38 protein-coding genes are annotated in these 22247 nt (G+C 39.3%); 33 read left to right on the top strand and 5 right to left on the bottom strand.

Annotation, left to right across the window (positions count from 1 at the left end):
* Positions 1 to 26 precede the first annotated feature (26 nt).
* On the bottom strand, positions 27 to 2327 hold the full coding sequence (locus HYU07_01560; GenBank protein MBI2128904.1) for a hypothetical protein: 2301 nt from the start codon (positions 2325 to 2327) through the stop codon (positions 27 to 29).
* Between the two features lie 405 nt (positions 2328 to 2732).
* Here HYU07_01560 and HYU07_01555 point away from each other — a divergent pair, with 405 nt between their 5' ends.
* Positions 2733 to 3137, top strand: coding sequence for an NUDIX hydrolase (locus HYU07_01555; protein MBI2128903.1), 405 nt, complete (start codon positions 2733 to 2735; stop codon positions 3135 to 3137).
* A gap of 37 nt (positions 3138 to 3174) precedes the next feature.
* On the opposite strand, the gene HYU07_01550 is transcribed toward HYU07_01555, so the two are convergent.
* Positions 3175 to 3891, bottom strand: a complete 717-nt coding sequence (locus HYU07_01550) for a hypothetical protein (GenBank protein MBI2128902.1) — start codon at positions 3889 to 3891, stop codon at positions 3175 to 3177.
* A gap of 186 nt (positions 3892 to 4077) precedes the next feature.
* Here HYU07_01550 and HYU07_01545 point away from each other — a divergent pair, with 186 nt between their 5' ends.
* Entirely contained in the window at positions 4078 to 4482 is a 405-nt protein-coding gene (locus HYU07_01545; GenBank protein MBI2128901.1) for a hypothetical protein, read from the top strand.
* Positions 4483 to 4497: 15 nt separating this feature from the next.
* Here HYU07_01545 and HYU07_01540 read toward each other — a convergent pair whose 3' ends face one another.
* Positions 4498 to 5286: a DUF814 domain-containing protein gene (locus HYU07_01540; GenBank protein ID MBI2128900.1), complete on the bottom strand. Its 789-nt coding sequence runs from the start codon at positions 5284 to 5286 to the stop codon at positions 4498 to 4500.
* Between the two features lie 41 nt (positions 5287 to 5327).
* The gene (locus tag HYU07_01535) at positions 5328 to 6044 is read right to left on the bottom strand and encodes a hypothetical protein (GenBank protein ID MBI2128899.1); all 717 of its coding nucleotides are present in this window, start codon (positions 6042 to 6044) and stop codon (positions 5328 to 5330) included.
* Positions 6045 to 6146: 102 nt separating this feature from the next.
* Between HYU07_01535 and HYU07_01530 the strand changes: the two genes are divergently transcribed.
* From HYU07_01530 to HYU07_01390, 29 genes are all read left to right on the top strand, one after another.
* Complete coding sequence (locus HYU07_01530; GenBank protein MBI2128898.1) at positions 6147 to 6686, top strand: hypothetical protein; 540 nt, start codon at positions 6147 to 6149, stop codon at positions 6684 to 6686.
* A gap of 112 nt (positions 6687 to 6798) precedes the next feature.
* Complete coding sequence (locus tag HYU07_01525) at positions 6799 to 7062, top strand: hypothetical protein (GenBank protein ID MBI2128897.1); 264 nt, start codon at positions 6799 to 6801, stop codon at positions 7060 to 7062.
* Positions 7059 to 7505, top strand: a complete 447-nt coding sequence (locus tag HYU07_01520; protein ID MBI2128896.1) for a hypothetical protein — start codon at positions 7059 to 7061, stop codon at positions 7503 to 7505. Before HYU07_01525 ends, HYU07_01520 begins: the two co-directional genes overlap by 4 nt.
* Positions 7505 to 8017: a hypothetical protein gene (locus tag HYU07_01515; protein ID MBI2128895.1), complete on the top strand. Its 513-nt coding sequence runs from the start codon at positions 7505 to 7507 to the stop codon at positions 8015 to 8017. The genes HYU07_01520 and HYU07_01515 overlap by 1 nt, the downstream gene beginning before the upstream one ends.
* Complete coding sequence (locus HYU07_01510) at positions 8017 to 8520, top strand: hypothetical protein (protein ID MBI2128894.1); 504 nt, start codon at positions 8017 to 8019, stop codon at positions 8518 to 8520. The genes HYU07_01515 and HYU07_01510 overlap by 1 nt, the downstream gene beginning before the upstream one ends.
* Before the next feature lie 61 nt (positions 8521 to 8581).
* Entirely contained in the window at positions 8582 to 9283 is a 702-nt protein-coding gene (locus tag HYU07_01505; protein ID MBI2128893.1) for a hypothetical protein, read from the top strand.
* A gap of 1 nt (position 9284) precedes the next feature.
* On the top strand, positions 9285 to 9557 hold the full coding sequence (locus tag HYU07_01500; GenBank protein MBI2128892.1) for a hypothetical protein: 273 nt from the start codon (positions 9285 to 9287) through the stop codon (positions 9555 to 9557).
* Positions 9558 to 9851, top strand: a complete 294-nt coding sequence (locus HYU07_01495) for a hypothetical protein (GenBank protein ID MBI2128891.1) — start codon at positions 9558 to 9560, stop codon at positions 9849 to 9851.
* 28 nt (positions 9852 to 9879) lie between these two features.
* Complete coding sequence (locus HYU07_01490) at positions 9880 to 10080, top strand: hypothetical protein (GenBank protein ID MBI2128890.1); 201 nt, start codon at positions 9880 to 9882, stop codon at positions 10078 to 10080.
* A 9-nt stretch (positions 10081 to 10089) separates the two neighbouring features.
* Positions 10090 to 10296 carry a hypothetical protein gene (locus HYU07_01485; GenBank protein MBI2128889.1) on the top strand — a complete coding sequence of 69 codons (207 nt, stop codon included), beginning with the start codon at positions 10090 to 10092 and terminating at the stop codon, positions 10294 to 10296.
* 26 nt (positions 10297 to 10322) lie between these two features.
* Entirely contained in the window at positions 10323 to 10784 is a 462-nt protein-coding gene (locus tag HYU07_01480) for a hypothetical protein (GenBank protein MBI2128888.1), read from the top strand.
* Between the two features lie 17 nt (positions 10785 to 10801).
* Entirely contained in the window at positions 10802 to 11626 is an 825-nt protein-coding gene (locus tag HYU07_01475) for a hypothetical protein (protein ID MBI2128887.1), read from the top strand.
* A 1-nt stretch (position 11627) separates the two neighbouring features.
* Complete coding sequence (locus HYU07_01470) at positions 11628 to 12251, top strand: class I SAM-dependent methyltransferase (GenBank protein MBI2128886.1); 624 nt, start codon at positions 11628 to 11630, stop codon at positions 12249 to 12251.
* A 77-nt stretch (positions 12252 to 12328) separates the two neighbouring features.
* A complete protein-coding gene (locus tag HYU07_01465) occupies positions 12329 to 12913 on the top strand; it encodes a class I SAM-dependent methyltransferase (protein MBI2128885.1) in 585 nt (194 codons plus the stop codon).
* Positions 12910 to 13641, top strand: coding sequence for a hypothetical protein (locus HYU07_01460; protein MBI2128884.1), 732 nt, complete (start codon positions 12910 to 12912; stop codon positions 13639 to 13641). The genes HYU07_01465 and HYU07_01460 overlap by 4 nt, the downstream gene beginning before the upstream one ends.
* Positions 13642 to 13657: 16 nt before the next feature.
* Positions 13658 to 14143 carry a hypothetical protein gene (locus tag HYU07_01455; protein MBI2128883.1) on the top strand — a complete coding sequence of 162 codons (486 nt, stop codon included), beginning with the start codon at positions 13658 to 13660 and terminating at the stop codon, positions 14141 to 14143.
* Positions 14140 to 14697: a hypothetical protein gene (locus HYU07_01450; GenBank protein MBI2128882.1), complete on the top strand. Its 558-nt coding sequence runs from the start codon at positions 14140 to 14142 to the stop codon at positions 14695 to 14697. Before HYU07_01455 ends, HYU07_01450 begins: the two co-directional genes overlap by 4 nt.
* Entirely contained in the window at positions 14694 to 15104 is a 411-nt protein-coding gene (locus HYU07_01445) for a C-GCAxxG-C-C family protein (GenBank protein ID MBI2128881.1), read from the top strand. The genes HYU07_01450 and HYU07_01445 overlap by 4 nt, the downstream gene beginning before the upstream one ends.
* Positions 15105 to 15112: 8 nt before the next feature.
* Entirely contained in the window at positions 15113 to 15559 is a 447-nt protein-coding gene (tsaA, locus tag HYU07_01440; protein ID MBI2128880.1) for a tRNA (N6-threonylcarbamoyladenosine(37)-N6)-methyltransferase TrmO, read from the top strand.
* 20 nt (positions 15560 to 15579) lie between these two features.
* Positions 15580 to 16035: a cupredoxin domain-containing protein gene (locus HYU07_01435; GenBank protein ID MBI2128879.1), complete on the top strand. Its 456-nt coding sequence runs from the start codon at positions 15580 to 15582 to the stop codon at positions 16033 to 16035.
* Position 16036: 1 nt separating this feature from the next.
* Positions 16037 to 16285: a hypothetical protein gene (locus HYU07_01430; GenBank protein ID MBI2128878.1), complete on the top strand. Its 249-nt coding sequence runs from the start codon at positions 16037 to 16039 to the stop codon at positions 16283 to 16285.
* A 3-nt stretch (positions 16286 to 16288) separates the two neighbouring features.
* Positions 16289 to 16435, top strand: coding sequence for a hypothetical protein (locus HYU07_01425; protein ID MBI2128877.1), 147 nt, complete (start codon positions 16289 to 16291; stop codon positions 16433 to 16435).
* Between the two features lie 10 nt (positions 16436 to 16445).
* Entirely contained in the window at positions 16446 to 16730 is a 285-nt protein-coding gene (locus tag HYU07_01420) for a ferredoxin:thioredoxin reductase (protein MBI2128876.1), read from the top strand.
* A gap of 42 nt (positions 16731 to 16772) precedes the next feature.
* Positions 16773 to 17075 (top strand): winged helix-turn-helix transcriptional regulator, encoded by a 303-nt coding sequence (locus HYU07_01415; GenBank protein ID MBI2128875.1) that lies wholly within the window; start codon positions 16773 to 16775, stop codon positions 17073 to 17075.
* A gap of 29 nt (positions 17076 to 17104) precedes the next feature.
* A complete protein-coding gene (locus HYU07_01410) occupies positions 17105 to 17584 on the top strand; it encodes a dual specificity protein phosphatase family protein (protein MBI2128874.1) in 480 nt (159 codons plus the stop codon).
* Complete coding sequence (locus tag HYU07_01405; protein ID MBI2128873.1) at positions 17565 to 17723, top strand: hypothetical protein; 159 nt, start codon at positions 17565 to 17567, stop codon at positions 17721 to 17723. The genes HYU07_01410 and HYU07_01405 overlap by 20 nt, the downstream gene beginning before the upstream one ends.
* A 126-nt stretch (positions 17724 to 17849) precedes the next feature.
* Positions 17850 to 18005, top strand: coding sequence for a DUF2933 domain-containing protein (locus HYU07_01400; GenBank protein ID MBI2128872.1), 156 nt, complete (start codon positions 17850 to 17852; stop codon positions 18003 to 18005).
* Between the two features lie 51 nt (positions 18006 to 18056).
* Positions 18057 to 18332, top strand: coding sequence for a hypothetical protein (locus HYU07_01395; GenBank protein MBI2128871.1), 276 nt, complete (start codon positions 18057 to 18059; stop codon positions 18330 to 18332).
* A gap of 40 nt (positions 18333 to 18372) precedes the next feature.
* The gene (locus HYU07_01390; protein ID MBI2128870.1) at positions 18373 to 18570 is read left to right on the top strand and encodes a CDGSH iron-sulfur domain-containing protein; all 198 of its coding nucleotides are present in this window, start codon (positions 18373 to 18375) and stop codon (positions 18568 to 18570) included.
* A 382-nt stretch (positions 18571 to 18952) separates the two neighbouring features.
* Here HYU07_01390 and HYU07_01385 read toward each other — a convergent pair whose 3' ends face one another.
* Positions 18953 to 19129 carry a hypothetical protein gene (locus tag HYU07_01385; protein MBI2128869.1) on the bottom strand — a complete coding sequence of 59 codons (177 nt, stop codon included), beginning with the start codon at positions 19127 to 19129 and terminating at the stop codon, positions 18953 to 18955.
* Positions 19130 to 19159: 30 nt separating this feature from the next.
* Between HYU07_01385 and HYU07_01380 the strand changes: the two genes are divergently transcribed.
* Both HYU07_01380 and HYU07_01375 read left to right on the top strand, forming a co-directional pair.
* Positions 19160 to 21589 (top strand): heavy metal translocating P-type ATPase, encoded by a 2430-nt coding sequence (locus tag HYU07_01380; protein ID MBI2128868.1) that lies wholly within the window; start codon positions 19160 to 19162, stop codon positions 21587 to 21589.
* Positions 21586 to 22197 carry a thioredoxin domain-containing protein gene (locus tag HYU07_01375; GenBank protein ID MBI2128867.1) on the top strand — a complete coding sequence of 204 codons (612 nt, stop codon included), beginning with the start codon at positions 21586 to 21588 and terminating at the stop codon, positions 22195 to 22197. The genes HYU07_01380 and HYU07_01375 overlap by 4 nt, the downstream gene beginning before the upstream one ends.
* The last annotated feature ends 50 nt before the right edge of the window (positions 22198 to 22247 follow it).

The following is a 22247-nucleotide window of genomic DNA, read 5'->3' as shown; positions in this document are numbered from 1 at the left end:
AAAAAAATAAAAAATGCTATTATTAATCATTTCTTCATCAGATAGACCATCAGCACGATGATCAGCAGCGCCACTATCACTATTGCGCCTATCAGAATGATTATGAATGCTGCTGTTTCTGTGAATGGCTTTTCGACTGTTACATCTTCTTCGCCAGCTGTTGTGGCTGTTCCTGTTGTTGCAGCGCCTGCAGCCAGCTTCGTTGTTGTTATCAGCGCCTGGCCGCTTGTTATGCTGTGCAGTGTAACTGCAATGTCGCTTATTCCGTCTCCATTTAGGTCAATGTTTCTGGTTTCTCCTGCACTCAATGACAATGTAACTGGCGTAGATGATATTGTTAATGTAACGCTTGTTGCCCCGACATTATTTATTGTTATCGTATGGGCTTCGTTAAGCAGGCTAAATGCTATAACGTCATTGTTCTTTAATGTAAGCACCTTTCCGCTTGTTGTTGCAAAGTCAATGCTGTAGCTCTGTCCGCCTGTTGTTGTAGTTGAGCAGTCCTTGACAACAATGTTTATTGTTCTTTCATCATCAAGATCGTCGCCGTCATGGTAAGCGTACATCTTTATCGCGTATGTTCCCGTGCTTAAGTTAGCTGCATCAATATCATAGTCCTTGCTGAATCTGCTGTCGCTGTCCCCCAAATCATTGTCAAGCTCGAATCTTTCCCTTGAGCTCAGGCCAAGCTGTGTGTTGACTATTGCAAACTCTGCTTCATCTTCAAAAGAGGATCCGAAATTATAGATGTGAGGCGTGATTGTTGTTTTCCTATTGCATGAGAGATTTGTTTCGCCTTCAATAGTATAAATCCTTATATCGTGCTCTTCCTTGTCCAGCTCAACATAAACAGTCCATTCTGCTGTGTGTGTTGCGCCATGCTCATCATCACCTTCTGCATAAATGTTTATGGCATAAGTGCCTTCACCAAGCTCATTAGAAACCTTGCCGAAATCAAGGGTCTTTGTGCCGCTTTTCCTGCTTGCGCTTAAGCTGAATGTGCTGGTTTCTTTTTTTTCATCTTCATCATCATTGATATTATTGGCTGTTACCCTGATAAAGACATCTTTAAGCTTTATATCTTCTGAGCTTGTGAATGTATTCTTAACCTCGACTTCTACTTTTAATGTTGAACCCGGCTGCATATCATCGCTTCCGGTTTCGCCGTTTGAAACGCTGTCCTCGCTTCCGTCAACCAATAACGCCGCTCTGGTTATTTCAAGTTTGCTTTCAGGAGCAACATAAAGCGCTGAATTTGTTGCATTTGTTTGAGCGCTTCTTATATATATTGTTCCGATTGAATGCGATCCGGAGTCCTCTGACAGCGGAATGAATCCATTAACAGTTACTGTTGTGCTTCCTCCGATAGTTAAGCTTGTGCTGTAGCCTGAAAATGTAACATTATATGCGCTTGATGCGCCCGTTGTAACATTGAGATCTGTTATTGCAAAATCCCCGTCATTTGTTATTGTGAATGAAGTTGAGCTGCTTGCATTTCTTGCTGTTGCCGGGAATGTTGCTGTGCTTGGCGCGCTTAGCGAATAAATTGGGTTTCTTATTGTCAGTGTAAATGCCGCTGTTTGATTTGCAGTTACAGATGTTACATTAATTGTTCCGGTATAAGCGCCGTTAGGCAAACTTGATGTGACGCCTGTTAATGTAAATGTAATATTTGCATTCTGGCCGGGCATTAAATTAGTTATCGAGCTGGAGCTTGCTGCGATATTTGATTTTGCAAGCATGTAAATGCCGTTATAAAGATCAGGCACACTGACAGTTATGTCGCTTATATTCAGATTTCCTGTATTTGTTATTGTTGTGTTTGCAGCTGCAGTTGTTGATATATTCCTGACCCATGTTGCAGATGCTGCTGTTGCAGTCAATGCGCGGCTGGCTGATAAAACAATAACGCTTAATGTTGCATTAGCTGATTTCTCTGCATTTCTGTAGCCTGCGCTGATTTGCCCTGAATAAGCGCCAACTGCCTGGTTCAGCGGAGCAGATATCGTTATGTTGACTATTTTGCTGCTCTTATACGAAATTGCGAATGAGCTTGAGCTTAATGCTGCTGTTAAATTCGCTCCAACTCCCGAAATTCCGCCTATGGATAATGTTATATCATTGACATCGGTATTTCCTGTATTTGTAATATTGATTGATGTGGAATTTGTAGTTCCTGCTATCAGCTGAAGTGTGGCTGCCGGAACTGACAAAATAGGCGATCCATTCACAGTTACGTTTATGGACAAAACAGAATAATTTCCGGAAGAATTGGTTAAAAATGTCAATGTTCCTAAATAAGATTCATTAAAGGCATCGCTTGGCATGGTGAAGCTATATGAGACATTAAAATATTGTCCGCTGCCAATGGAAAAATTTGAGGACATATTATAGGAGACTGTTACGTTATTGCTGGTCCTTGATCCTGCCAAACCCAATGATGTCGGCAGTACGATGCTGAAATTAGTTGCAGTATGATTATTGGTGAAGTTTATTGTGCCTGTTACAGTCTGGTATAGGCAAAAAACTTTTATTCATTTTAGCTACCCCCACATATATTGTTGAATATCTATATCTATAAAGTATTAATTCGAGAATAGTAACAATCCATATATAAAGATTGTTGTTTTTGAAAATATATGTTGTGCAATATATTTATTGGCCGAGCATGCTATGCGTTCAATTTTTTAAAATGCCCTAAGATTTATATATTGGAATATTTTTTTAATAACATGGCAAATGTATATGCAGCCGTTAAAGCACTAATAGAAAAAGATGGCAAGTTCTTAATAATCGAAGCAAAATTCAATAATAAGAAATATTTTGATTTGCCTGGCGGAAAAGTAGAATATGGCGAGTCGCCTCATGATGCATTGATTCGGGAAGTAAAGGAAGAAGTTTTTCTTGATATAGAAATTATTAAGCCCATAGGCGTCTGGTGGTTTTTTAGGGAGTCTGATGATGGGCAAGTTATTTGCAATACATTTATTTGTAAAGCAAAAAATACGAATATTGATTTAACAAAAAATCCAGCAGATGAAAATATTCTTAACTATTATTGGCTGGAAAAGGAAAAACTTCTTTCGCTTAATAATTTGCCAAATGACAGCTTAAGAAAATTATTTGAATTGATTTAACTGGGCATTTGACAGATGAATATAATAGCGATCGCATTTATTGTTCTTCATAATTTTCGTTTTCTGATTGCTTTTCTTCCTTATCGGCTTCTGTTATTTCTTCATCAGGCTTTTCTTCAGCAACTTCATCAGTTTCCTTCTCTTCTTCTGGCTCATACTGCTCTTCTTCAGCATCTGTTTCTTCAGCTTGCTCTTCTTCGCTGATTTCTTCCTGCGGCTCTTCAGTTGATTCATCAGTCTGCGTTTCTTCTGCTTCTTGCTCTTCGCTTGCTTCTTCTGCTGCAGCTTCTTCTGTTTTCTCAGCCTCTGCTTCTTCTGCAACTTCCGGCTCTTCAAATTTTTCGCCGCTTTCCTCAAATAATTCCTTCAATGTTTTTTCTTTTTCTTTGGATATGTCAAAATCCTCAAAATTAGAAAGCGTTTCCTGCTCCTCCTTGAGAGGCTCAATCTCTTCTACAGGAACCGGCTCTTCTGCTGCTTCAGGAAATTGAGGCGTTTCTTTAATCACCCTTATTTTTTCCACAGGCTCTTTTTCCTTATCTTCAACCCATTTTATTTTACTAATCTCATCTTTTACAGGCTCATTTATCCTCAACTCTGCTTTCGGCGCTTCTTCCCTTTTTTCAAGCCCGGATCCAAACAATATATTTTCTGCTACTCTGGCAGCCTCTTCCATGTTTACAGCAAAGCCCGTATTCTTGATGGTCTTTGCCAGCTCATTCACTTTATGAACCTGATCAAGCGTGAGTCCCATGACAGCTACTACTTTAGAGTTCTAGTATTTAATTTTTGCGGTGGTTAAGAAGAATTAAGCGTACGGCATGCCTGTTGAACTCATTGACCTTACAACGTGAGGTCAATTGACGAAGCCAAAGGCTGAAGAGATTTTGAGTTAGGATCGTAATTAAATTTATAAATCAGTAATCATTCTTAATTTGTTATGACAAAAATATTTTGGCCGGATGGAAGAATTGAAGAGTCTAAGCCATTAAATGATATGGAAATCATGGCTAAACAATATTGTGCTCTTAGATGTTTAAGAGACGAATATTCTGATGAAATGCCGCAAGAAATTATTCATAGTGCAAGCCCCAATAACAAATACAAGGTGAGAGTGGGGTGGTGGGGAAATTTAAGTTTAAGGCTAAGTGCACTTGAAGAAAGAGGGCTATTATCTGATGATTTAGTTCAACAATATCATCAACTAGTTATAGGTTATATTTTACACCTAAAGAAAAATAAAGGATTAACTCGAACGGAAGACATCAATGCAGCCAATCATCTAATTAATCAAGTTATGACTTCTTTGGAATCTCGTTTAGGCCCAAGATCAAATTGCGAATAACTATTGCTTCCCACATCATTTCTCAACCTCGCAGTCACCAGGCGGCATCGCTGCCATAACATCATCAAGGCTTATCCTGATCTTTGATTTATCCTCAAGGATCTTCTTTACTTTCTTTGCGCAGTCGCTTTTTTTAACACTGCCCTGTTTTATGTTCACATATGCAATGCAGTGCTTCTTCGCAGCCTCTTCAGGGGCAGCCATTATTCTGCCGTCTTTCATTATGCCGATAGACATCTTCAGCAAAGAGCTTACGAAGTTCTTTTTGCCGTATATCATGAATGAGCCCTTCCCCATATACTCGCCGCTTGGAGTTTCCAAAGAGACCTGGCCTGAATTGATATAATACGCTTCAACAGAAACAAGGCTCGTATTCCATGCTCTGGAGTTAGCAGCTGTAAACTGCGCTGCCTCTTTTTTCGTATTTTCTCCGATCTCTTTGCCGTCTGCTTTTATAATAACAAACGGGGAGCCAGGCATTTCTGTATGGAAAACAAGATCATCTTTATCCAAATGCTTCTTTACAAGGATGTCATTCGTCGTAGCATCCCTGCCGCCTATACAAAGAAAATCATCAGAGCTTACAAACCATCTGAATTTTTCATACCATTCTTTTTTCCTTTCAATAACTGTTTTTTCCCTGTCTTCTTTCTCAGCTTCTTTTTTTAATTTCTCCAGTTTTGCATTTGCCATTGATATGGCTTCTTCTGCCCCTTTTATTTTCTTTCTCGCTTTTTTTGCCTTTTCAAAATAATGCCCGGCATTCTGCTCTATTGATTTTTTAATGTTCAATGTTAATTGCATGAAAAGAAAAAGTATTGTTTTAGTATAAAAATGTTGTTGATTTACGCTTCAGCTGTTTCCTCAGCTTTATTTTCAATTTCAGCTGCCTCTTCTTTCGGCTGGGCGTTTGCTTCTTCCTTGCTCCCTTCCAGCTCTGCCTGAGGCTTTTCTTCCTTTAGCTCTATCTCTTTTTCTTCTTTCTGTTTTCTCTGCTCTTCAATAACCATCATTTTAATCTCAAAATTTTTAACAGGATAAACCTTTGACAAATCAGCCTTCACCCTCTTTTGCAGCTTATTGTCAATAATCTCATAAAGAAGAGATTCATAATTCAGCTTCGCAACAGCTTCCTTGATCAGGGCCTGCATTTTCTTCCTTAATTTTGAAAGAATAGAGCTCTTTGTTGATGCCACTGTTATCGCTAGTGGCTTTATTCTTATCATCTTGTTGTCAAGTGTTTTGCATGCAAAAGAATCATCAACCCTTTCCTTTTCGCGCCTTATCATCCTTCTTATCGAAGCAGGGTTCATTATATATCCCATAACATCAGTAAAAACCTTGTTGCCTTCTACCCTGTTGATAGCAAACTTCATGTTTATATTCTGGTTTTTTGGGTCGCCAGTAAGATTCATCAGATTTGCTGAAATACTCCTGTTAAGCAGGCTTTTGACATCAGTAACCAGTGTTTCGCCTATCACCTGCTCGCTGAATATTTTTGGAGCTATGATTGAATGCCACTTTTTCTTCTTGATTTTGAGTTCTGTTTCCTTTTCAGCCATTTTACTATTGTTGGAAAAAGGGATTTGTTTAAAAAGCCTTCGGTTTTTTATTCAGCCAGCATATTCACAAGTTTTTTAAATAAGCTTATTTTACCTGTTCTCATGAACAACAAAGTATTAGGATGGGCGCTTATAATATTTGCAGTTTTAATGCTCTCTGTTCTTTTTTTCATAAAGATCAGCATTGACAGGGCTTATCAGGCGCAGATCGATTTTTATGCATCGACAGGGGGAACATGCCCTACTGATCCTAACATATGCCCTCACACTCAAAAAGCAAAAGCCCAGATCCCAATATATGTTGGCGCGGCAATAATGCTTGCAGTGGCAAGCCTTGGCTTTTATCTGATTTTCTTTGAGAAAAGCCAGCAGGAAGTCATCAAGGCATTGAAAGAAACAAAGGATGAAAAATTTAAAGTGGAAAAATTTGATATTCTGCTCAGCGGCCTTGATGATGATGAGAAAAAGGCAATAAAATCAGTTAAAGAGCAGGACGGAATAACCCAGGCAACATTGAGAATAAGGACAGACATGTCAAAGGCAAAGCTCTCTGTTGTGCTTGCAGGCTTGGAAAAGAAAGGCCTCATTAAAAAAGTTGTCAAGGGAAAGACAAATCAGGTTTTCTTAAAGAAGGCGATTTAGCCATTTTTGAACGATTCTGAACATATTTAGAGCTATTTAAACACTTTAAAGCCGATTTCATATGATCGTTTAACAGATTAAATATATCATCTTGGCCTTGTTCTGCATTAATATGGCAAAAAAACACGATCAAATCAAATATGACCAAATAATATTGTATGTTGCGGCATTTGTTTTAATCGCAGCACTGATATGGAGCGTATTGAGCTTCACAACGCAAAAAAACTATTTCGGCGCAAATTACAATAAGGCAATTCAAAGCCAAAACAAGGAAGATATTTGCGCAACTCCTGAAGGTTACACAGATCAAGAATGGAGAGAGCATATGGGGCATCACCCTGATCAATACAAGAAATGCTTGGATAAGCTAAAATGAATGCAAAAACAAAGCTGATTGCCGGATTGGCATTGATTGTATTGGTAATTTTTTCATTGGCAATCATACTAAACACATCAAAAAAACAAATGCCAATGCTTGCAAATGAAAACATGCTGCCGAGTTTTGTGATGAATAATTATAAAAACAAGCTGGCTTACAGCATTGCGCTTGACAGGCAGGATGATTTCATGCATGAAATGCAGCACAGGGGAAAAACAATCCCGATAATGCACAGCCTCAAGGAATGCTTCATAAATGAAGACGGAAGCTGGCAGGATCATGCTGCAATTGACTGCCCTGCATGCGTTGCCATAGCATTAAAGGCAGACGAGCTGCTTAAGCAAGGCATGTCATTGAAAGAGACAAGGGAATACATAGACACAAAATATGTTGATCAAAGATATACTGATATGGGAACAAAGACGCCCCTTCCGCCTTAATGAGTGAAAATAAAATGAAAAGAAGCCTGATTTTTATGTTGATGCTGTTCTTTTCGCTAACTGCATTTGTGCCGCTTGTAAGCGCGCATTGCCCGCTATGCACAGCTGCTGTCGGCGCAGGAATCGTTATCACGAGATTTTACGGCGTTGATGATATGATTGTCGGGCTGTGGGTCGGCGCATTTATAATTTCAACTGCATTATGGTTCAACAACATGCTGAAGAAGAAATACATCCCGTTCCAAGGCCAAATTGTTGCAATATTGATATTTGCTGCAACAATAATCTCATTTTATTTTGGAGGATTATTCAATGCAAGCAGGATTTTTGGAGTAGATAAATTATTATTGGGCATAATAGCGGGCAGCATTTTAGTTTATGCAGGATTGTTCATTAGCAGCAATGTGAAGCAGATCAACAAAAACAAGGCTATATTTCCGTTCCAGACAATTGCTTTTATTTTGGCATTATTGGCAATAACAAGCGCAATAGTGTGGCTGGCGATAAGATGATGGCTGAAAACATTAAGATGGATGTGAATGAGCTTGTAAAAAGGGCAAGTGAACTTAAAAGTAAAGGCAAAGTTGACCTTTCGTCAGATGAAGACCTGAGCATAGCGCTGATGAATCTTATAAGCATAGAAGAGCACATGTATTTCAGCGCAATGAAAACGAATAAGAAGAGCTACATTGAGCTTTTAAATCAAATAAGAGAGCTAAGAAAAAATCTGCTTAAGGAGATAGTTAAAGAGCCTGAAGGCGAAGTGTGGTGCATAAGCAAGCATCTGCTCGGGGCAAGCATGCGCCTGATTGAAGTCGGGAATAAGCATTTAAGCAAAAAAGACGATGCGAAAGCGCAGATGTTTTTCAAGAATGCATTTGACCTTTACACTTTATTTTGGAGCCTGAATCTGAAATTAATAAAATCAGGCGAAATGATCCAGACTCAAAGCAGCAGCTGGAAGGAGAAGCTTGCAAACATCGTAAAGAAAATAATTGATTGCTGCAAAGAATAAAATACATAAGGTTTTTAAATGAAAACAAACAAACTATGCAAACTGAGGGGTGAAATTAAAAATGGAATCTAAGAACAAAAAAGCAAATTTAAAGGAAACGATAAACAAATTGAGCATTTGGCTGATAGTTGTTATCGCTCTGCTTGTTATTTTTAACCAATGGCAGATATCGAGCATTGGATCTAGATTTGCAGCAACAGGCATTTCAACAGCATCAAGCTCCGGCAGCACAGCAGTAAGCTCATCAAATCTGCAGGGTTCTGTTATTCCGACAGGAATTCCAAAGATTTATGGAGCAGAACTTGGCTTAAGCTATGATGATATTTCTCCGAATGATGCAAGAAAGGCGAATGCAGCGATAAATAAGATGAGCGTTTATGATAGATCAATTACATTAACAGGGGATGCTTTGCAGCGCTATATAGCTGTTGGCACGCAGATAAGCTGCGAATACTGCTGCGGAGCTGAGGCAATTATCTTTAAAAATGGGGCTGCTGCATGCGGCTGCGCCCACAGCGGTGCAATGCGCGGATTGGCAAAATATTTGGTAAGCAAGCATCCAAGTGAATTCACAAATGACGAGATTTTGGAAGAGCTTGGAAAATGGAAAACATTGTTTTTCCCCGGCATAATGACGCAGAAAGCTGCGATATTGCAGTCCAAGGGAATTGAGCTGAATTACATCAATTTGGCATCAAACAAATACAGGGGAATAGAAAAAGGAGCAACATCATCTGGCGGGGCAATGGTTGGAGGTTGTTAAGATGGACAAAAAAATAACAATAATTGTTGTCTTTCTGTCAGCTATCCTGATAGTTTCGTTTATTCAGGCATTCCAATTGATGGATATCAGGTCCAAGGTGCCTGCAGCAGGCCTTGCAACAGGCGTAAGCGCCGCAGCAAGCGGCAAGCTCGACACAACAGGATGGACAGAGAACGAAAAAATGAATTATGAAATGCATGGAACTATTCCTGCGAGAATCGGGCAAAGCAGCAGTTCAGGATCTGTCGCGCCAACAATGGTGGGTGGCTGCTAAATGAAAAAGTCCTTTTTATTGATTGTGCTTTTTTTATTAGCGCTATCATTAACTGCGTTGCCGGTTTTGGCATGCGCTGGAATGGATAATCACAGCGAGGCAGCTAGTGGGGCTCCAGCTGCAACAGGCATGGCTGTAAGCGATTTAGGCAGCTCAATGATGGCAGGAAATTCAATTACTGCCGGCTACATGGGCGGCTATAGCAGCTTATACTTAATTGGACAGGTTTTGTATTTGGCTGTTTTGGTTTTGATTGTTTATTTATTGGTTAAATTGATTAAAAAAGTAAAATGAAGTTAAAGAATAATCGAGGAGGTAAAAAATGGACAAAAACATAATAATAGCAATTGTATTGGGCGTTTTATTGCTCGTATCAGTTGTGCAGGCATTTGAGCTGAACACAATAAAAACAAAGCTGAGCAGCGGAACAGCTGCAGTTTCAGGCGCAACTGCAACATCTTCAGGTGCAGCAGCATCTGCGCCAGCAGCAAGCTCATCCAGCGGAATGGTAGGCGGATGTTGAGGTGTGAAAATGGAAAAAACTAATATGAAAACAGCATTAATGTTGTTATTGATTGTTGGCTTAATTTTTGTTGCAGGATGCTCAAGCGGCGATTATGGCAGCGGCAGCGCTCCACCGAGCGGGCCAGTTGGCGGCGGCTGCGGAGTCATCGGGCCGGAAAATACAGGCGCAAACAATGCAGTTGAGAAAATTAATTCAGTTAAAGAGTTGTTTTGATTAATTTGCCTTAACAAGGAAATAAAATGGAAGAATTAAGCAAAAAGGAGATGGATGAAAAAAGGCAGCAGAAGCTTCGTGAGGAAGCAGAGCAGCTAAGGCAGCAGAGAGAGCAGCTGGATAAGGAAAGAAAAGAAAATGCAGCATCTAAAAAAAGAAATAAAATAACAATCCTGTCAGTTATCGCTGTTATAATAATAGCTATTGTGGCATACAGCATCTATTCTGCATCAAAGCCAGGCGCCTATGATGATTTTGCAAAATGCTTAAAAGAAAAGGGAGCAGTGATGTATGGCGCAATTGAATGGTGCCAGTACACAAAGCAGCAGGCCAAAATGTTCGGGAACTCATTCAAGTATGTTGATTACAGGGATTACCAGAAAGGGCCAGATATAAAAGTGACTCCGACATGGATAATAAACAATGAACGATACGAAAAAGTGCAGAGCTTTGAAAGGCTTTCGGAATTAACAGGCTGCAGGATTTAGGATTTGGAGAGGTAAAAATGGAAGAAAAAAATAAAAAAAGAAAATTCGGCTTTACAAATATCAAGTTGTTGCTTGTTGCCCTTATCATGATAGTGTTCTTAACAAACATTTTCATAACATTCAGAATAAACAGCCAAATAGTTGTTAAAAAAGGCATTTCTTCAATTTACCTCAAAGCATCTTCATGCGATAGCTGCAGCGATTTGACAGGCCTGGTGCCTGCCCTAAAGAATTTAGGCATTTTCTTTGAAAGCGAAAAGACAATTGATGCCAGCAGCGCAGAGGGAAAACAATTAATTGAAAAATACAAGATATTAAAGCTCCCGGCATTAGTATTCTCAAAAGAAGCATCGCAATATAAAGAGATAACAGGCGTCTGGAGCGATATCGGGAGTGTGGAAAAAGACGGCAGCTACGTCCTGAGGCTGATCAATCCCCCTTATTTTGATGTTGCAAAATCAAAAGCAGAGGGCTTTGTAGAGCTGACATATCTGACAGACAGCAGCTGCAAAACCTGCTACAATGTAACAATCCATAAGCTAATACTTTCAAATCCGCAAAACTTTGGAATGGCCATTTCAGCAGAAAGATACGCGGATATTTCATCAGAAACAGGCAAGGAGCTGATTAGAAAATACAACATTACATTTGTGCCTACAGTCATATTGTCAAAGGATGCTGGACTCTATCCTTCGCTTGCAGTAGTTTGGCCGCAGGTCGGATCAGTTGAGGGTGACGGCAGCTACATTTTCAGGGATTTGAGCGTGCTGAAAGTCGTTTATAAAAACATTGCAAACAACACAATAATAAACGCATCGTCATCAGCAGCAGCTGTAAGCTAAAATGTTTTATAATGGAATAATAAGCGCGCTTTATGACCTTGAAATCAGGCTCTTTTTGCTTCCTTTAGGAAGCGAGAAAAGGCTAAGGGAAGCCACAGCAAATGCTGTTGATATCGGGCATGCAAAAAACATACTGGATCTTTTTTGCGGCACAGGAACATTGACGAGCCTGATTGCAGAAAAAGCCAAAGGCAATGTTTTTGGGGTTGATCTGTCAGAAAATATGATAAGAAGAGCCAGGAAAAAAACAAGTTCCAAAAACACAAAATACATTGTTGCAGATGCAAAAAATATTCCCTTTGAAGACAATTACTTCGATATTGCATTCGAATCATTGGGGTTGCATGAATTAAGATTCAAAGACAGAAATAAGGCAATAGCAGAGATTTGCAGGACATTGAAAAAAGGAGGCACAGCGGTTTTTGTTGAATATGTGGAGCCAAAAAAACAAACAACAGCATTTTTAATATTGGAATGGATTGAGAGAATAATTGATAAAGAAGCCATTGATGACTTTTTCAGCAGGGATTTTCAAAGGCATTTGGAATACTATAAGTTTAAAGTTATCAATAAAATTCCTGCGCTTAAAGGTTATGCCAATATATTTGTGGCTAAAAAATCATAATGCGGATGAGGTGCAAAAATGGGGAAAGGAAAAAAAGGATGCTGCTAGCAAGCTAGTTAAGCAATACGAAGGCAAGAATGGAAAAAAACGGGTGGGACAGGATATACAGGGAGAACAGGCTGGAAAAAATTCCCTGGCATACTGAACATCCTGAAAAAAATCTTGTGAAGCTTGTTGAGCAGGGTAAAATCAGGCCAGGAGAAGTTCTTGACATGTGTTCGGGAGTAGGTACAAACTCAATTTATCTGGCTTCAAAGGGGTTTAAGGTTACAGGAGTTGACATATCCCCTGCAGCAGTAAATATGGCAAAAGAAAGGTGCCTAAGAAAAGGCTTGGCTTGCAATTATCTTGTAGGCAAGGTATTGAAATTCAAGACAAACAAAAAATTTGACTTTATTTTTGACAGGGGATGCTTTCACCATATCCCTGATAAAGACAAGCCAAAATATGTTAAAAGGCTTATTAATTTATTGAAAGGCAATGGCAGGGTTTATATCCAGTGCTTCAGCGATAAAAATCATTTTGACAAGAGCATTTCAAAGGAGGCTATTTTAAGGTATTTTTCAGGCCCTTTTAAAATAGCCTATATTAAAGAATCCATTCACACAGAGCCTGGCGGTGGAAAAATATACATGCACAATGTTTTTATGGAGAAAAAATGAAAAGAAAAACAGCAAATAAAATAAAAAACAAAGAGGATTATTTATTATACGGGCTTTTAGTTATAGCTGCTATTGCTTTGATCTTCAGCACAGTGTCTTTTTTAAATTTTCAGGGCAATAATCCCAATAAACAATTAACTGAAATGCATTCTGCAAGCCAAATGGCTTTAACTGCCTTTGATAAGCAACTGGCCAGAAAATTAATGGACAAAAATAATGATGGGCTTTGCGATGCTTGCGGCATGGATGTAAGCGCATGCATAGACAGTGGCCAGCTGCAGTGCAATATGGATTCTAAATCAACGATTGGGGTGCTTGGTTCAGGGCACACCCATGCTGATTTTAAAGTTTTTATAAATGGAAATTCAATTAACTTCGCAAATGAAAAATATCATATGAAGAGCAGTTTTATTCATGTGGATGATAACCTAAATAAAGAAGATGCTTCAAGTGTCTTGCATATGCATGCAACAGGGGTTCCTCTTTGGATTTTCTTTGAAAGCATTGGAATGAAATTTGAAAAAGATTGCTTCACAGTAGATACTGGAGTAAAATATTGCAATAATGCAGAAAAATCCCTCAAATTTTACATAAATAGGAAAGAAAACACTGAATTTAGAGATTACGTATTTAACGAAGGAGATAAAATTCTTATAAGCTATGGTGACAAAAATGAAGATATCTTGGGTCAATTGGCTTCAATAACAGACTTTGCTAAAAAACATTAAATCAAGGAGAATGAAAATGGACATTAAATACAGGGCAGTAAGAAATGGAATCATTGGGATTTTATTGATTTTACTGTTAAATTTCATAGTGCTTTGGAGCCTTGGCTTTCCAAGCATGGCTGTTGCGCAGATCAAAAAATATTCTCCTTTGCTTGTTTTGCTGATCGGAGGCTTTGGCTTTCAGATTGGCCTTTTCACTTATCTGAGGCATAAAAGCGCAATTGGATGCACAACAACAGTGGCATCTGGCGGATTATCCGCAACAAGCATGATATTGTGCTGCAGCCATTATCTTGTGAATATACTGCCTTTCATAGGAGTATCAGCGCTGGCTTCCCTTTCAGGCTATACGATTTGGTTTATTTTAATAGGAATACTCTCTAATGCCGCAGGCATTGCAATAATGCTTTACAAAAGCAGGGGAGAAAAAAAGACTAAAATTAAGCAAAAAAGAGAAAAAAATAAAAAGAAAAGGGCATTAATGGCCATGGGGGGAAAATGAAAATATCATTTGCAGTATTTTTGGCAGTATTTTTGGTTTTGGCATTAAACACCGGCTTTGTTTTAGCGAAAGAAAACTTCAATGAAACAAAGCAGCTTATCGATTCCAACATTAGCTGCAGCAAACTAACGGATGCGCAGCTTGAGGCTATGGGTGATTATTACATGGAGCAGATGCATTCTGGAGAAGCGCATGAGCTGATGCACACTATGATGGGCGGCGAAGATTCTGCTGCAGTCAAGCAGATGCATATTCAGATGGCAAAATCAATTTACTGCGGTGAAACAAGCCAGGGAATGATGTCTATGATGTCAATGATGGCGGGAAACAATATGATGGGGGGCGGCATGATGGGCAATTCATTTAACATGATGAGCGGCAATATTGGAGGCAACATGATGGGATATGGGATGATGAGTGGCAGTTATGCATGGTATTGGAATTTCCTGAATGCGCTTTATGTGATATCATTAATCGGTTTGATTGTTTTAGTTTATTCATGGATCATAAAGTTGTGGAAGAATAATGCAAAACACAAAGGCGGTAAAAAATGAGTTTAGCTGAATCAGCAAAAAAACTGTATCTTGAAGGATATAGTTGTACAGAAGCAGTATTGCATGCAATGAAACAAACAGGACACCCAGTTACAGATGAAGTTTTGCGTTCTGCAACAGGCTTTAGAGCAGGAATTGGGGGAAGTGGATGCATTTGTGGAGCAATTTCTGGGGCTACAATGGCTATTGGCTTACATTATGGCAGATCAGAGAAAAGTGAAGACTCTAAAAAAGCTAATGACTTAAGCAAGCATATTTATGATAAATTTGAAGAAAAGTACAGTGTAACTTGTTGTAACCTGCTTACTGCTGATTATAAGTTCGATAGCCCTGAAAGAAAAAATCTCTGCTCAGAAATCGTAGCTTATGTGGCTGGAGAGCTTGATAAAATTTTACCAAATTCATAAAGAGAAAAATGAAAGACATAATCTTGAAACCAATTGGCATTGTAAGAAACAATATCAAGGAACTGAGATTCGGAAATTTTGCCGATGAAGTTTCTGAAATAGTGATAGACAAAAAATTCACAGGCGCGCTAAAGGGTGTAGAGGATTATTCTCACATTATTGTTGTTTATTGGATGGACAAGGTCAAAAGCAGCGTTATTGAGCATCAGCCGCAGGGCAATCCTGATGTGCCGATTGTAGGGATTTTTGCATGCAGATGCCCTGCAAGGCCGAATCCGATTGCAATAACAACTGTGAAGCTGGTGGAAGTTGATCATAGGAATAACAAAATTAAAGTAAAGGGCCTCGATATCATTGATGGAACGCCAATAATTGACATAAAGCCCTATTGGCCGCAGTATGATGAAGTTAAAGGCGCAAAAATTCCTTCATGGGTTTACAAGCTTAAATTTTAATCAGATAGGGGGTGGATAAAATGAAAAGAATTTATTTTGTTTTGTTTTTGGCCGCATTGGTTTTAATAGCAGGATGCGCTGCGCAGACAACAACTAGCGGAACAGCAGGAAATCAGCAAACCGGACAGCAGGTAACTGATGTCAGCGGGCAGACAGCCGGGCAGCAGCAAACATCAGCAGCAATGAATGTTGTCGAGATTACATCATCCGGGTTTAGCCCAAAGACATTGGCTATCAGCGCAGGTGAAACTGTTGTTTTTACAAATAAAGACGGCAGTGCCCATTGGCCAGCATCAGCTGTGCACCCAACTCATTCAGTTTATCCCGAAAGCGGGGGCTGCATAGGGAGCAAATTTGATGCATGCAGGAGCTTGGCTCAGGATGAGTCCTTTTCCTTCACATTCAACAGCAAAGGCTCATGGAAATACCACGACCATCTTAACCCAGCATTTACAGGAACGATAATTGTCGAGTAAAATGGCAATAGACCCTTCGCTCGGAATAAAGTTCGTTTATGTATTGGGATGGGCAAACATAGTTTTTTTATTTTTGATTCTATTTTCATGCAGGTGCATTATTGGCATAAAATCAGCAGCATTGAGCAATTCAAAGATTTACATGAAAATCTACAAATATCACTGCTATTACTGGTGGCTTTTAGCAGCATCTGTAATGCTTCATGCTGTAATTGCATTCGCTGCATTCGGCAACCCATTCATGAGGTGAAAAATGTCAGACAAGCAGTTTTTCAGGTGCACTGTGTGCAACGACATACATTATGGAATGGCTGGCCCGGAAATATGCCCTACCTGCAAGAATGTCAATGTGTATGTTAAAATAGAGGCAACTGAAGCAAAAAAATTAACGAAGCTTTAGCAAGCGCAAGATGGACAAGCAAGAATTGATCGGGGTCTGGGATGTTTTCAGTAAAAAGAACGGATCGTTTAAGCTGAACCCTGACAGAAAGCATGTTGAGATTGTTGCAGACGGCGTATTGTCAAATGAGCAAAAGCACGGCCTGAAGCTGTGCCCGTGCAGATTGAGAGATGGAACATTTGAAAAAGACATGGAGCTTATCTGCCCTTGTAACTTCTTCATTCATGAAACATGGCTTAGGCCCAGGCCAGGAATGCAGCCAATGTGCTGGTGCGGGCTGTTTGTAAAGGCATAAAAAACAGAAACATTTATAAATAACATATGCTTATCTCAACATATGATTAAAAAGGCATATAAAACATTCTTCGGGACGCTGGACAATGAAAGAAGGCTAGAGATAATAAACACATTGAGAAAAGCGCCTAAATGCGTTTCCGAGATCTGCAAGCTGCTTGATTTCAACCAAACAACTGTTTCACACAATCTTGAAAGGCTTGAAAAGTGCGGATTTGTTTTTATGGCAAAAAAAGGCAAGCACAGGATATACGCGCTAAACAAAAAAACAATAAAGCCCCTGATGAACCTTATAGACAAGCACATGCACGAGTTTTGCGAGAAAATAGTTGCGGGTGAAAGATGATGCAAATAAAATGAACGAGGAAAATAAAAATGCCTGAAAATATCCATCCAGAAAAACCGATTTTTGAATATTCCGAAATCACAAAGCTTATTTACATTGGCACAAACCAGTGCTGCAGCTCTCATTTTAAGAAATCCTTGATAAAAAAGGGCGTTAGAGCTGACATAAGCTTGGAAGAAATGAGGCTAGACCAGCCATTTGGCGTAGGCTATTATTTGTGGCTGCCTACAAAAGACCACAAAGCGCCGGCATTTAAACAGCTTTTGATTGGGGCAAATTTTATTAAGAAGCTGGTCGATAATGAAGTCAAGGTATATGTTCATTGTGAGCATGGTCACGCAAGGGCTCCAACACTTGTAGCAGCATATTTCATTTTAGAAGGCAAAACTGCAATCGAGGCGATAAAGCTAATCAAGAGGAAAAGGCCAATCATACATCCAAACAGGTCCCAAATCCAATCACTGATAAACTTCGAGGAAATGGTGCAAAATGGTAAAGCAAGAAATTAAAAGCGACAAAGAGCTTTTCATCTGTGAAGAATGCAATTTTGCCTACAAAGACAAGAAATGGGCTGAAAAATGCCAGAAATGGTGCAAAGAGCATCACAGCTGCAATATCGAGATCACAAAGCACGCAGTGCAAAGGTAAAATCAACTGGAGGTGAAGAAAATGGGAAAAGGAAAGAAAGGGTGCTGTTAAATGAAGAAAATTGCCGGCAAAAAAAGAACAGCCGAAGAAGGCTGCAAAGGCGTAAAGCATACAAAAGGCATAACTATGCTGGTATGCTGCTTGGCGGTCTTAATTTTATTAATCGCAGCTGCATATTTTTTTGGGATTGGCAAAAATTACCTATATTGGCTTATTTTGTTGTTGTGCCCGCTGATGCATTTCTTCATTATGAAAGATATGCATAAAGGCAAATGCCATTAAAGTGTAAAATGCGAATGGCAAACAAAAATATGAAATAAGAGGCGCTAAAAAATGGAAAAATTAAGTGTAAAAACAACAGCATTGGCATTGGCCATCGTAGGCGGAATACTTTCACTGGCCTGCGCTGCGATTATTGCATTGTGGCCCGCAGGGTCATTAAAATTTTTTAATGCCATATTCCACGGCATTGATCTTACATTGATAGCGAAAGCAAATGTTTCAATTGGAAGCGTGGTACTTGGGCTAGTCGAGGTCATGGTTATAGGCGCAATAGCAGGGGCATTGTTTGCCTGGCTGTACAATTATTTCAATGGAAAAATCAAATAAAGGCGTTATTTTATTTTAAAAATAAAAGAGAGGTGAGACAATGAGTAGAAAAGTAATAAAGGCGGCGAATGTACCGCTTGAAATTAAACCGCAGAAGGAGTCTGCATGGATCTGCATGTGCGGCTTGTCGAAAAACCAGCCTTTCTGCGATGGTTCGCATAAATTATGCAATGGTGAAGAAGAAGGCAAGCTTTATGAATATGATGATGCTGGCCATCGTAAGGAAATAAAGAAATAAGTGTAAAAATGGCCATGAAGATGGCTGTAAAGGTCAGCTTTTAGAAAAATAAATAAAAAATAAATATTAATAAACTTGAATAATGAAGTAAAAAATCATTATCCTCAATGAATAGAATAAAACAAAGCCTGAATGGAATAAGCTGCGTATTAGGCAACTGGGCCTATTTGATGCTTTTTGCAGTTTTTACATTGGTCTTTTCATCAATCTACATTTTTGCATGGAACTTTATTTTGCTGTCAAACTTTTATGTAAGAATTGATTTGTGGACGCCATTAAATTTGTTTTTTTTAATTGTAATCTCACTCCTTTCCGGGTTGATATTTTCACTGAACATTTACAGTCTCAGGTTGAATTTATCTTTGCGTAAGAAAACATATGGTTATTTCGCAATAATTCCTGCCTTGTTCACTTCAGTCTGCCCTACATGCGCCCCTCTGCTTTTGTCTTTTTCAAGCGCGACAATCGGCATTGGCATGCTGATATCCGGATTTAATATTTTTGTTAATGCATTTATTGCCCTGTTATTGATCTTAATCTTAATAAGCACATCATCCAATTTAAACAGCTGCAAAATAAAGGCTAAAAAATGAAAACAACAATAAAAATAACGGGCATGCACTGCGCAAGCTGCGCAAACACAATAGAGAAATCGCTGAAAAAAGCAAAGGGCATAATCAATGCCGGCGTGAATTTTGCATCTGAAAAGGCAGCTGTTGAATTTGATAAAAATAAAATAAATCAGGATGAGATAGAAAAAACTATAGAAAAAACAGGCTATGGGATAATAAAAGAAGAGAAAAAAGAAAGCGCAACAAATGAGAAAGGCATTTCCGAGATAAAATTAAAAATCATCGGCATGGACAACCCGCATTGTGTCGGCGCAGTAAGCGATGCGTTAAGCACAATCAAAGGCGTTGTTTCAAAAGACTTGCTTGTTAATCAGAAAGCGATAGTCAGATTTAATACAGCTCTTGCAAATATTGGTGAGATCAAGAAAGCAATAAAGAATGCAGGCTACGAGCCGATCGAAGAAACAGCATCAGCTGACAAGGAGAAGGAGGCAAGGCAAAGAGAAATAAGAAGGCTGCAAATCGAGGTTTTTTTCGGGTTTTTGCTGAGCATTCCTATTTTTGTGCTGTCATTTCCAGAATGGTTCAGGATAATTGTGCCTTACACAAATTATGTCCTGTTCGCGTTGACAACGCCTGTGCAATTGATTCTAGCAAGAAGGTTTTATGCAGGAATGTGGATAGCATTAAAAAATAAATCCGCAAATATGGACACTTTAATTGCAGTGGGCACAAGCGCAGCCTATATTTACAGCGCTCTTGTAACTTTTATTCCTGATGTTTTCAAAAGCGGAGTTTATTATGATACAGCAGCCATCATCATCACATTCATTTTGCTGGGCAAACTGCTGGAAGCAGTAATGAAAGGCAAGACATCAGAGGCGATAAAGAAGCTGATGGGCCTGCAGGCAAAAACAGCAAGAGTCATAAGGTCCGGGAAAGAACTTGAAGTAAGCATTGATGATGTTGTCACCGGGGATATCGTGCTGATAAAGCCAGGTGAGAAAATCCCGGTTGACGGCATTGTAATTGAAGGGCATTCAGCAGTTGACGAGTCAATGATCTCGGGCGAAAGCATTCCTGTTGAAAAGAAAATCGGCGACAATGTGATCGGAGCTACAATCAACAAGAACGGCGCTCTGAAATTCAAGGCAACCAAAGTAGGAAAAGACACTGTGTTGTCGCAGATAATAAAGCTTGTTGAGGAAGCGCAGGGCAGCAAAGCGCCGATACAAAGGCTGGCTGATAAAGTAAGCAGCTATTTCGTTCCAACAGTTATCGGGATTGCAGTCCTGTCATTTGCCCTTTGGATGCTGTTTGGCCAAAGTTTTGTGTTTTCATTGAGCATTTTCATTGCAGTTTTGATAATAGCCTGCCCATGCGCGCTTGGACTGGCAACGCCAACTGCCATAATGGTTGGCTCCGGGAAAGGTGCAGAAAACGGCATACTGATAAAATCAGGAGAAGCACTGGAGACAGCGCATAAACTGACAGCAATTGTCTTTGACAAAACAGGAACCCTGACAAAAGGAAAGCCAGAAGTTACAAAGATTGTTTCTGTTTCAAATATTACAGACAGGGAGATCATAAGATTTGCAGGGATTGCAGAGAAAAACTCAGAGCATCCTCTTGCAGAAGCAATCATAAGAAAATGCGATGAATTAAAAATAAAACTTACCGGTGCCTCATCTTTTATTGCAGTTCCTGGAAAAGGCGTTAAAGCAAAGTACAAAAATGAAGAAATCATAATCGGCAACAGAAAAATGATGGAGAATTTCCCGTTAAGGATTATAGAGCCGAAAATTGCCGAGCTTGAGAATCTTGGCAATACTGTGATGCTCGTTGCGCTGAGGAACAGGGTAATTGGCATGGTCGCAGTTGCGGATACATTAAAAGAATATTCTAAAGAAGCAGTTGAGCAGCTTCATAAGATGAAGAAGGAAGTCATTATGATAACTGGCGACAATAAAAGAACAGCAGGCGCAATCGCAGGGCAGGTCGGAATTGACAAAGTGCTTGCAGAAGTGCTGCCTGAAGACAAGGAAAAGGAAGTCAGGAAGCTGCAGGATAAAGGCGAAATTGTTGCATTTGTCGGCGATGGCATAAATGATGCTCCTGCTCTTGCGCAGGCAGATATAGGAATTGCAATCGGAGCCGGAACAGATGTTGCACTTGAAACAGGGAATATTGTTTTGATCAAAAATGATCTGAGAGATGTTGTTACCGCAATTGACCTGAGCGCTTATACAATAAGGAAGATAAGGCAGAACCTGTTCTGGGCATTTTTTTACAATACAGCCGGGATTCCGATTGCAGCAGGAATCTTATACCCATTTACTGGCTTTTTATTGAATCCGATCATAGCAGCTGCGGCAATGGCATTCAGCAGCGTCAGCGTTGTCGGGAATTCACTTTTGATGAGGCTTTATGAGGCAAAGATAAAATGAAGCTAAAGAAAAAATATCTGAGTTATAGTTTTTTTATTCTTATCATTCTGGTAGTTTTGTTTTTTTATTTAAAAAATGTTAATAAGCCTTATTACCCCGAAATTTACACGCCAAGGCCTGTTTTAGGCAATGAAAGCGCTCGCATAACAATAACAGAGTTTTCTGATCTCCAATGCCCTGCATGCAAGGCAGCCCATCCAACTATCAACAAAATAATGGATGAATTCAAAAATGATGTAAAGCTGGAATACGCGCATTTTCCGCTGCCAATGCACCAATATGCGTTTAAAGCAGCAGAAGCATCAGAATGCGCGAATGACCAGGGAAAATTTTGGGAATTTGTTGACAAAGTGCATGCAAACTTGGATGATCCGACGCCAAGAAATCTGAAAAACTATGCAAAAGAACTAAAATTAGACATGAAAAACTTCAGCAACTGCCTTGATTCAGGGGCAAAAGCGCCTTATGTTGCAAGGGACATGAGGAAAGCTGAAGATATGGGTGTTGATGCAACTCCTACATTTTTCATTAACGGAGAAAAGCTGAGCAACTGGAGATATGAAATTTTCAGGCAGAAGATAATGGAAGGAATAGCTAAGATTCAGTAATATTTAAAAAGTACAAGACCTTAACATCTAATTGGCACAGATTATTTTGG

It is taken from the genome of Candidatus Woesearchaeota archaeon, assembly GCA_016180285.1.
Classification (GTDB): domain Archaea; phylum Nanobdellota; class Nanobdellia; order Woesearchaeales; family JACPBO01; genus JACPBO01.
The sequence above is the reverse complement of the archived record's forward strand: the minus strand, read 5'-3'. Positions and strand labels throughout refer to the sequence as shown.

What these genes read in the sequence shown, in the direction of transcription:
- HYU07_01500 (MBI2128892.1), top strand. Translation starts at nt 9,285, where the DNA reads ATGGACAAAAAAATAACAATAATTGTTGTCTTTCTGTCAGCTATCCTG.
- HYU07_01505 (MBI2128893.1), top strand. Translation starts at nt 8,582, where the DNA reads ATGGAATCTAAGAACAAAAAAGCAAATTTAAAGGAAACGATAAACAAA.
- HYU07_01465 (MBI2128885.1), top strand. Translation starts at nt 12,329, where the DNA reads ATGGAAAAAAACGGGTGGGACAGGATATACAGGGAGAACAGGCTGGAA.
- HYU07_01425 (MBI2128877.1), top strand. Translation starts at nt 16,289, where the DNA reads ATGTCAGACAAGCAGTTTTTCAGGTGCACTGTGTGCAACGACATACAT.
- HYU07_01375 (MBI2128867.1), top strand. Translation starts at nt 21,586, where the DNA reads ATGAAGCTAAAGAAAAAATATCTGAGTTATAGTTTTTTTATTCTTATC.
- HYU07_01445 (MBI2128881.1), top strand. Translation starts at nt 14,694, where the DNA reads ATGAGTTTAGCTGAATCAGCAAAAAAACTGTATCTTGAAGGATATAGT.
- HYU07_01495 (MBI2128891.1), top strand. Translation starts at nt 9,558, where the DNA reads ATGAAAAAGTCCTTTTTATTGATTGTGCTTTTTTTATTAGCGCTATCA.
- HYU07_01490 (MBI2128890.1), top strand. Translation starts at nt 9,880, where the DNA reads ATGGACAAAAACATAATAATAGCAATTGTATTGGGCGTTTTATTGCTC.
- HYU07_01410 (MBI2128874.1), top strand. Translation starts at nt 17,105, where the DNA reads ATGCCTGAAAATATCCATCCAGAAAAACCGATTTTTGAATATTCCGAA.
- HYU07_01460 (MBI2128884.1), top strand. Translation starts at nt 12,910, where the DNA reads ATGAAAAGAAAAACAGCAAATAAAATAAAAAACAAAGAGGATTATTTA.
- HYU07_01430 (MBI2128878.1), top strand. Translation starts at nt 16,037, where the DNA reads ATGGCAATAGACCCTTCGCTCGGAATAAAGTTCGTTTATGTATTGGGA.
- HYU07_01435 (MBI2128879.1), top strand. Translation starts at nt 15,580, where the DNA reads ATGAAAAGAATTTATTTTGTTTTGTTTTTGGCCGCATTGGTTTTAATA.
- HYU07_01550 (MBI2128902.1), bottom strand. Translation starts at nt 3,891, where the DNA reads ATGGGACTCACGCTTGATCAGGTTCATAAAGTGAATGAGCTGGCAAAG.
- HYU07_01535 (MBI2128899.1), bottom strand. Translation starts at nt 6,044, where the DNA reads ATGGCTGAAAAGGAAACAGAACTCAAAATCAAGAAGAAAAAGTGGCAT.
- HYU07_01390 (MBI2128870.1), top strand. Translation starts at nt 18,373, where the DNA reads ATGAGTAGAAAAGTAATAAAGGCGGCGAATGTACCGCTTGAAATTAAA.
- HYU07_01415 (MBI2128875.1), top strand. Translation starts at nt 16,773, where the DNA reads ATGATTAAAAAGGCATATAAAACATTCTTCGGGACGCTGGACAATGAA.
- HYU07_01405 (MBI2128873.1), top strand. Translation starts at nt 17,565, where the DNA reads ATGGTAAAGCAAGAAATTAAAAGCGACAAAGAGCTTTTCATCTGTGAA.
- HYU07_01420 (MBI2128876.1), top strand. Translation starts at nt 16,446, where the DNA reads ATGGACAAGCAAGAATTGATCGGGGTCTGGGATGTTTTCAGTAAAAAG.
- HYU07_01515 (MBI2128895.1), top strand. Translation starts at nt 7,505, where the DNA reads ATGAGTGAAAATAAAATGAAAAGAAGCCTGATTTTTATGTTGATGCTG.
- HYU07_01380 (MBI2128868.1), top strand. Translation starts at nt 19,160, where the DNA reads ATGAAAACAACAATAAAAATAACGGGCATGCACTGCGCAAGCTGCGCA.
- HYU07_01455 (MBI2128883.1), top strand. Translation starts at nt 13,658, where the DNA reads ATGGACATTAAATACAGGGCAGTAAGAAATGGAATCATTGGGATTTTA.
- HYU07_01395 (MBI2128871.1), top strand. Translation starts at nt 18,057, where the DNA reads ATGGAAAAATTAAGTGTAAAAACAACAGCATTGGCATTGGCCATCGTA.
- tsaA (MBI2128880.1), top strand. Translation starts at nt 15,113, where the DNA reads ATGAAAGACATAATCTTGAAACCAATTGGCATTGTAAGAAACAATATC.
- HYU07_01520 (MBI2128896.1), top strand. Translation starts at nt 7,059, where the DNA reads ATGAATGCAAAAACAAAGCTGATTGCCGGATTGGCATTGATTGTATTG.
- HYU07_01480 (MBI2128888.1), top strand. Translation starts at nt 10,323, where the DNA reads ATGGAAGAATTAAGCAAAAAGGAGATGGATGAAAAAAGGCAGCAGAAG.
- HYU07_01450 (MBI2128882.1), top strand. Translation starts at nt 14,140, where the DNA reads ATGAAAATATCATTTGCAGTATTTTTGGCAGTATTTTTGGTTTTGGCA.
- HYU07_01555 (MBI2128903.1), top strand. Translation starts at nt 2,733, where the DNA reads ATGGCAAATGTATATGCAGCCGTTAAAGCACTAATAGAAAAAGATGGC.
- HYU07_01510 (MBI2128894.1), top strand. Translation starts at nt 8,017, where the DNA reads ATGGCTGAAAACATTAAGATGGATGTGAATGAGCTTGTAAAAAGGGCA.
- HYU07_01545 (MBI2128901.1), top strand. Translation starts at nt 4,078, where the DNA reads ATGACAAAAATATTTTGGCCGGATGGAAGAATTGAAGAGTCTAAGCCA.
- HYU07_01540 (MBI2128900.1), bottom strand. Translation starts at nt 5,286, where the DNA reads ATGCAATTAACATTGAACATTAAAAAATCAATAGAGCAGAATGCCGGG.
- HYU07_01560 (MBI2128904.1), bottom strand. Translation starts at nt 2,327, where the DNA reads ATGCCAAGCGATGCCTTTAATGAATCTTATTTAGGAACATTGACATTT.
- HYU07_01400 (MBI2128872.1), top strand. Translation starts at nt 17,850, where the DNA reads ATGCTGGTATGCTGCTTGGCGGTCTTAATTTTATTAATCGCAGCTGCA.
- HYU07_01485 (MBI2128889.1), top strand. Translation starts at nt 10,090, where the DNA reads ATGGAAAAAACTAATATGAAAACAGCATTAATGTTGTTATTGATTGTT.
- HYU07_01470 (MBI2128886.1), top strand. Translation starts at nt 11,628, where the DNA reads ATGTTTTATAATGGAATAATAAGCGCGCTTTATGACCTTGAAATCAGG.
- HYU07_01475 (MBI2128887.1), top strand. Translation starts at nt 10,802, where the DNA reads ATGGAAGAAAAAAATAAAAAAAGAAAATTCGGCTTTACAAATATCAAG.
- HYU07_01525 (MBI2128897.1), top strand. Translation starts at nt 6,799, where the DNA reads ATGGCAAAAAAACACGATCAAATCAAATATGACCAAATAATATTGTAT.
- HYU07_01530 (MBI2128898.1), top strand. Translation starts at nt 6,147, where the DNA reads ATGAACAACAAAGTATTAGGATGGGCGCTTATAATATTTGCAGTTTTA.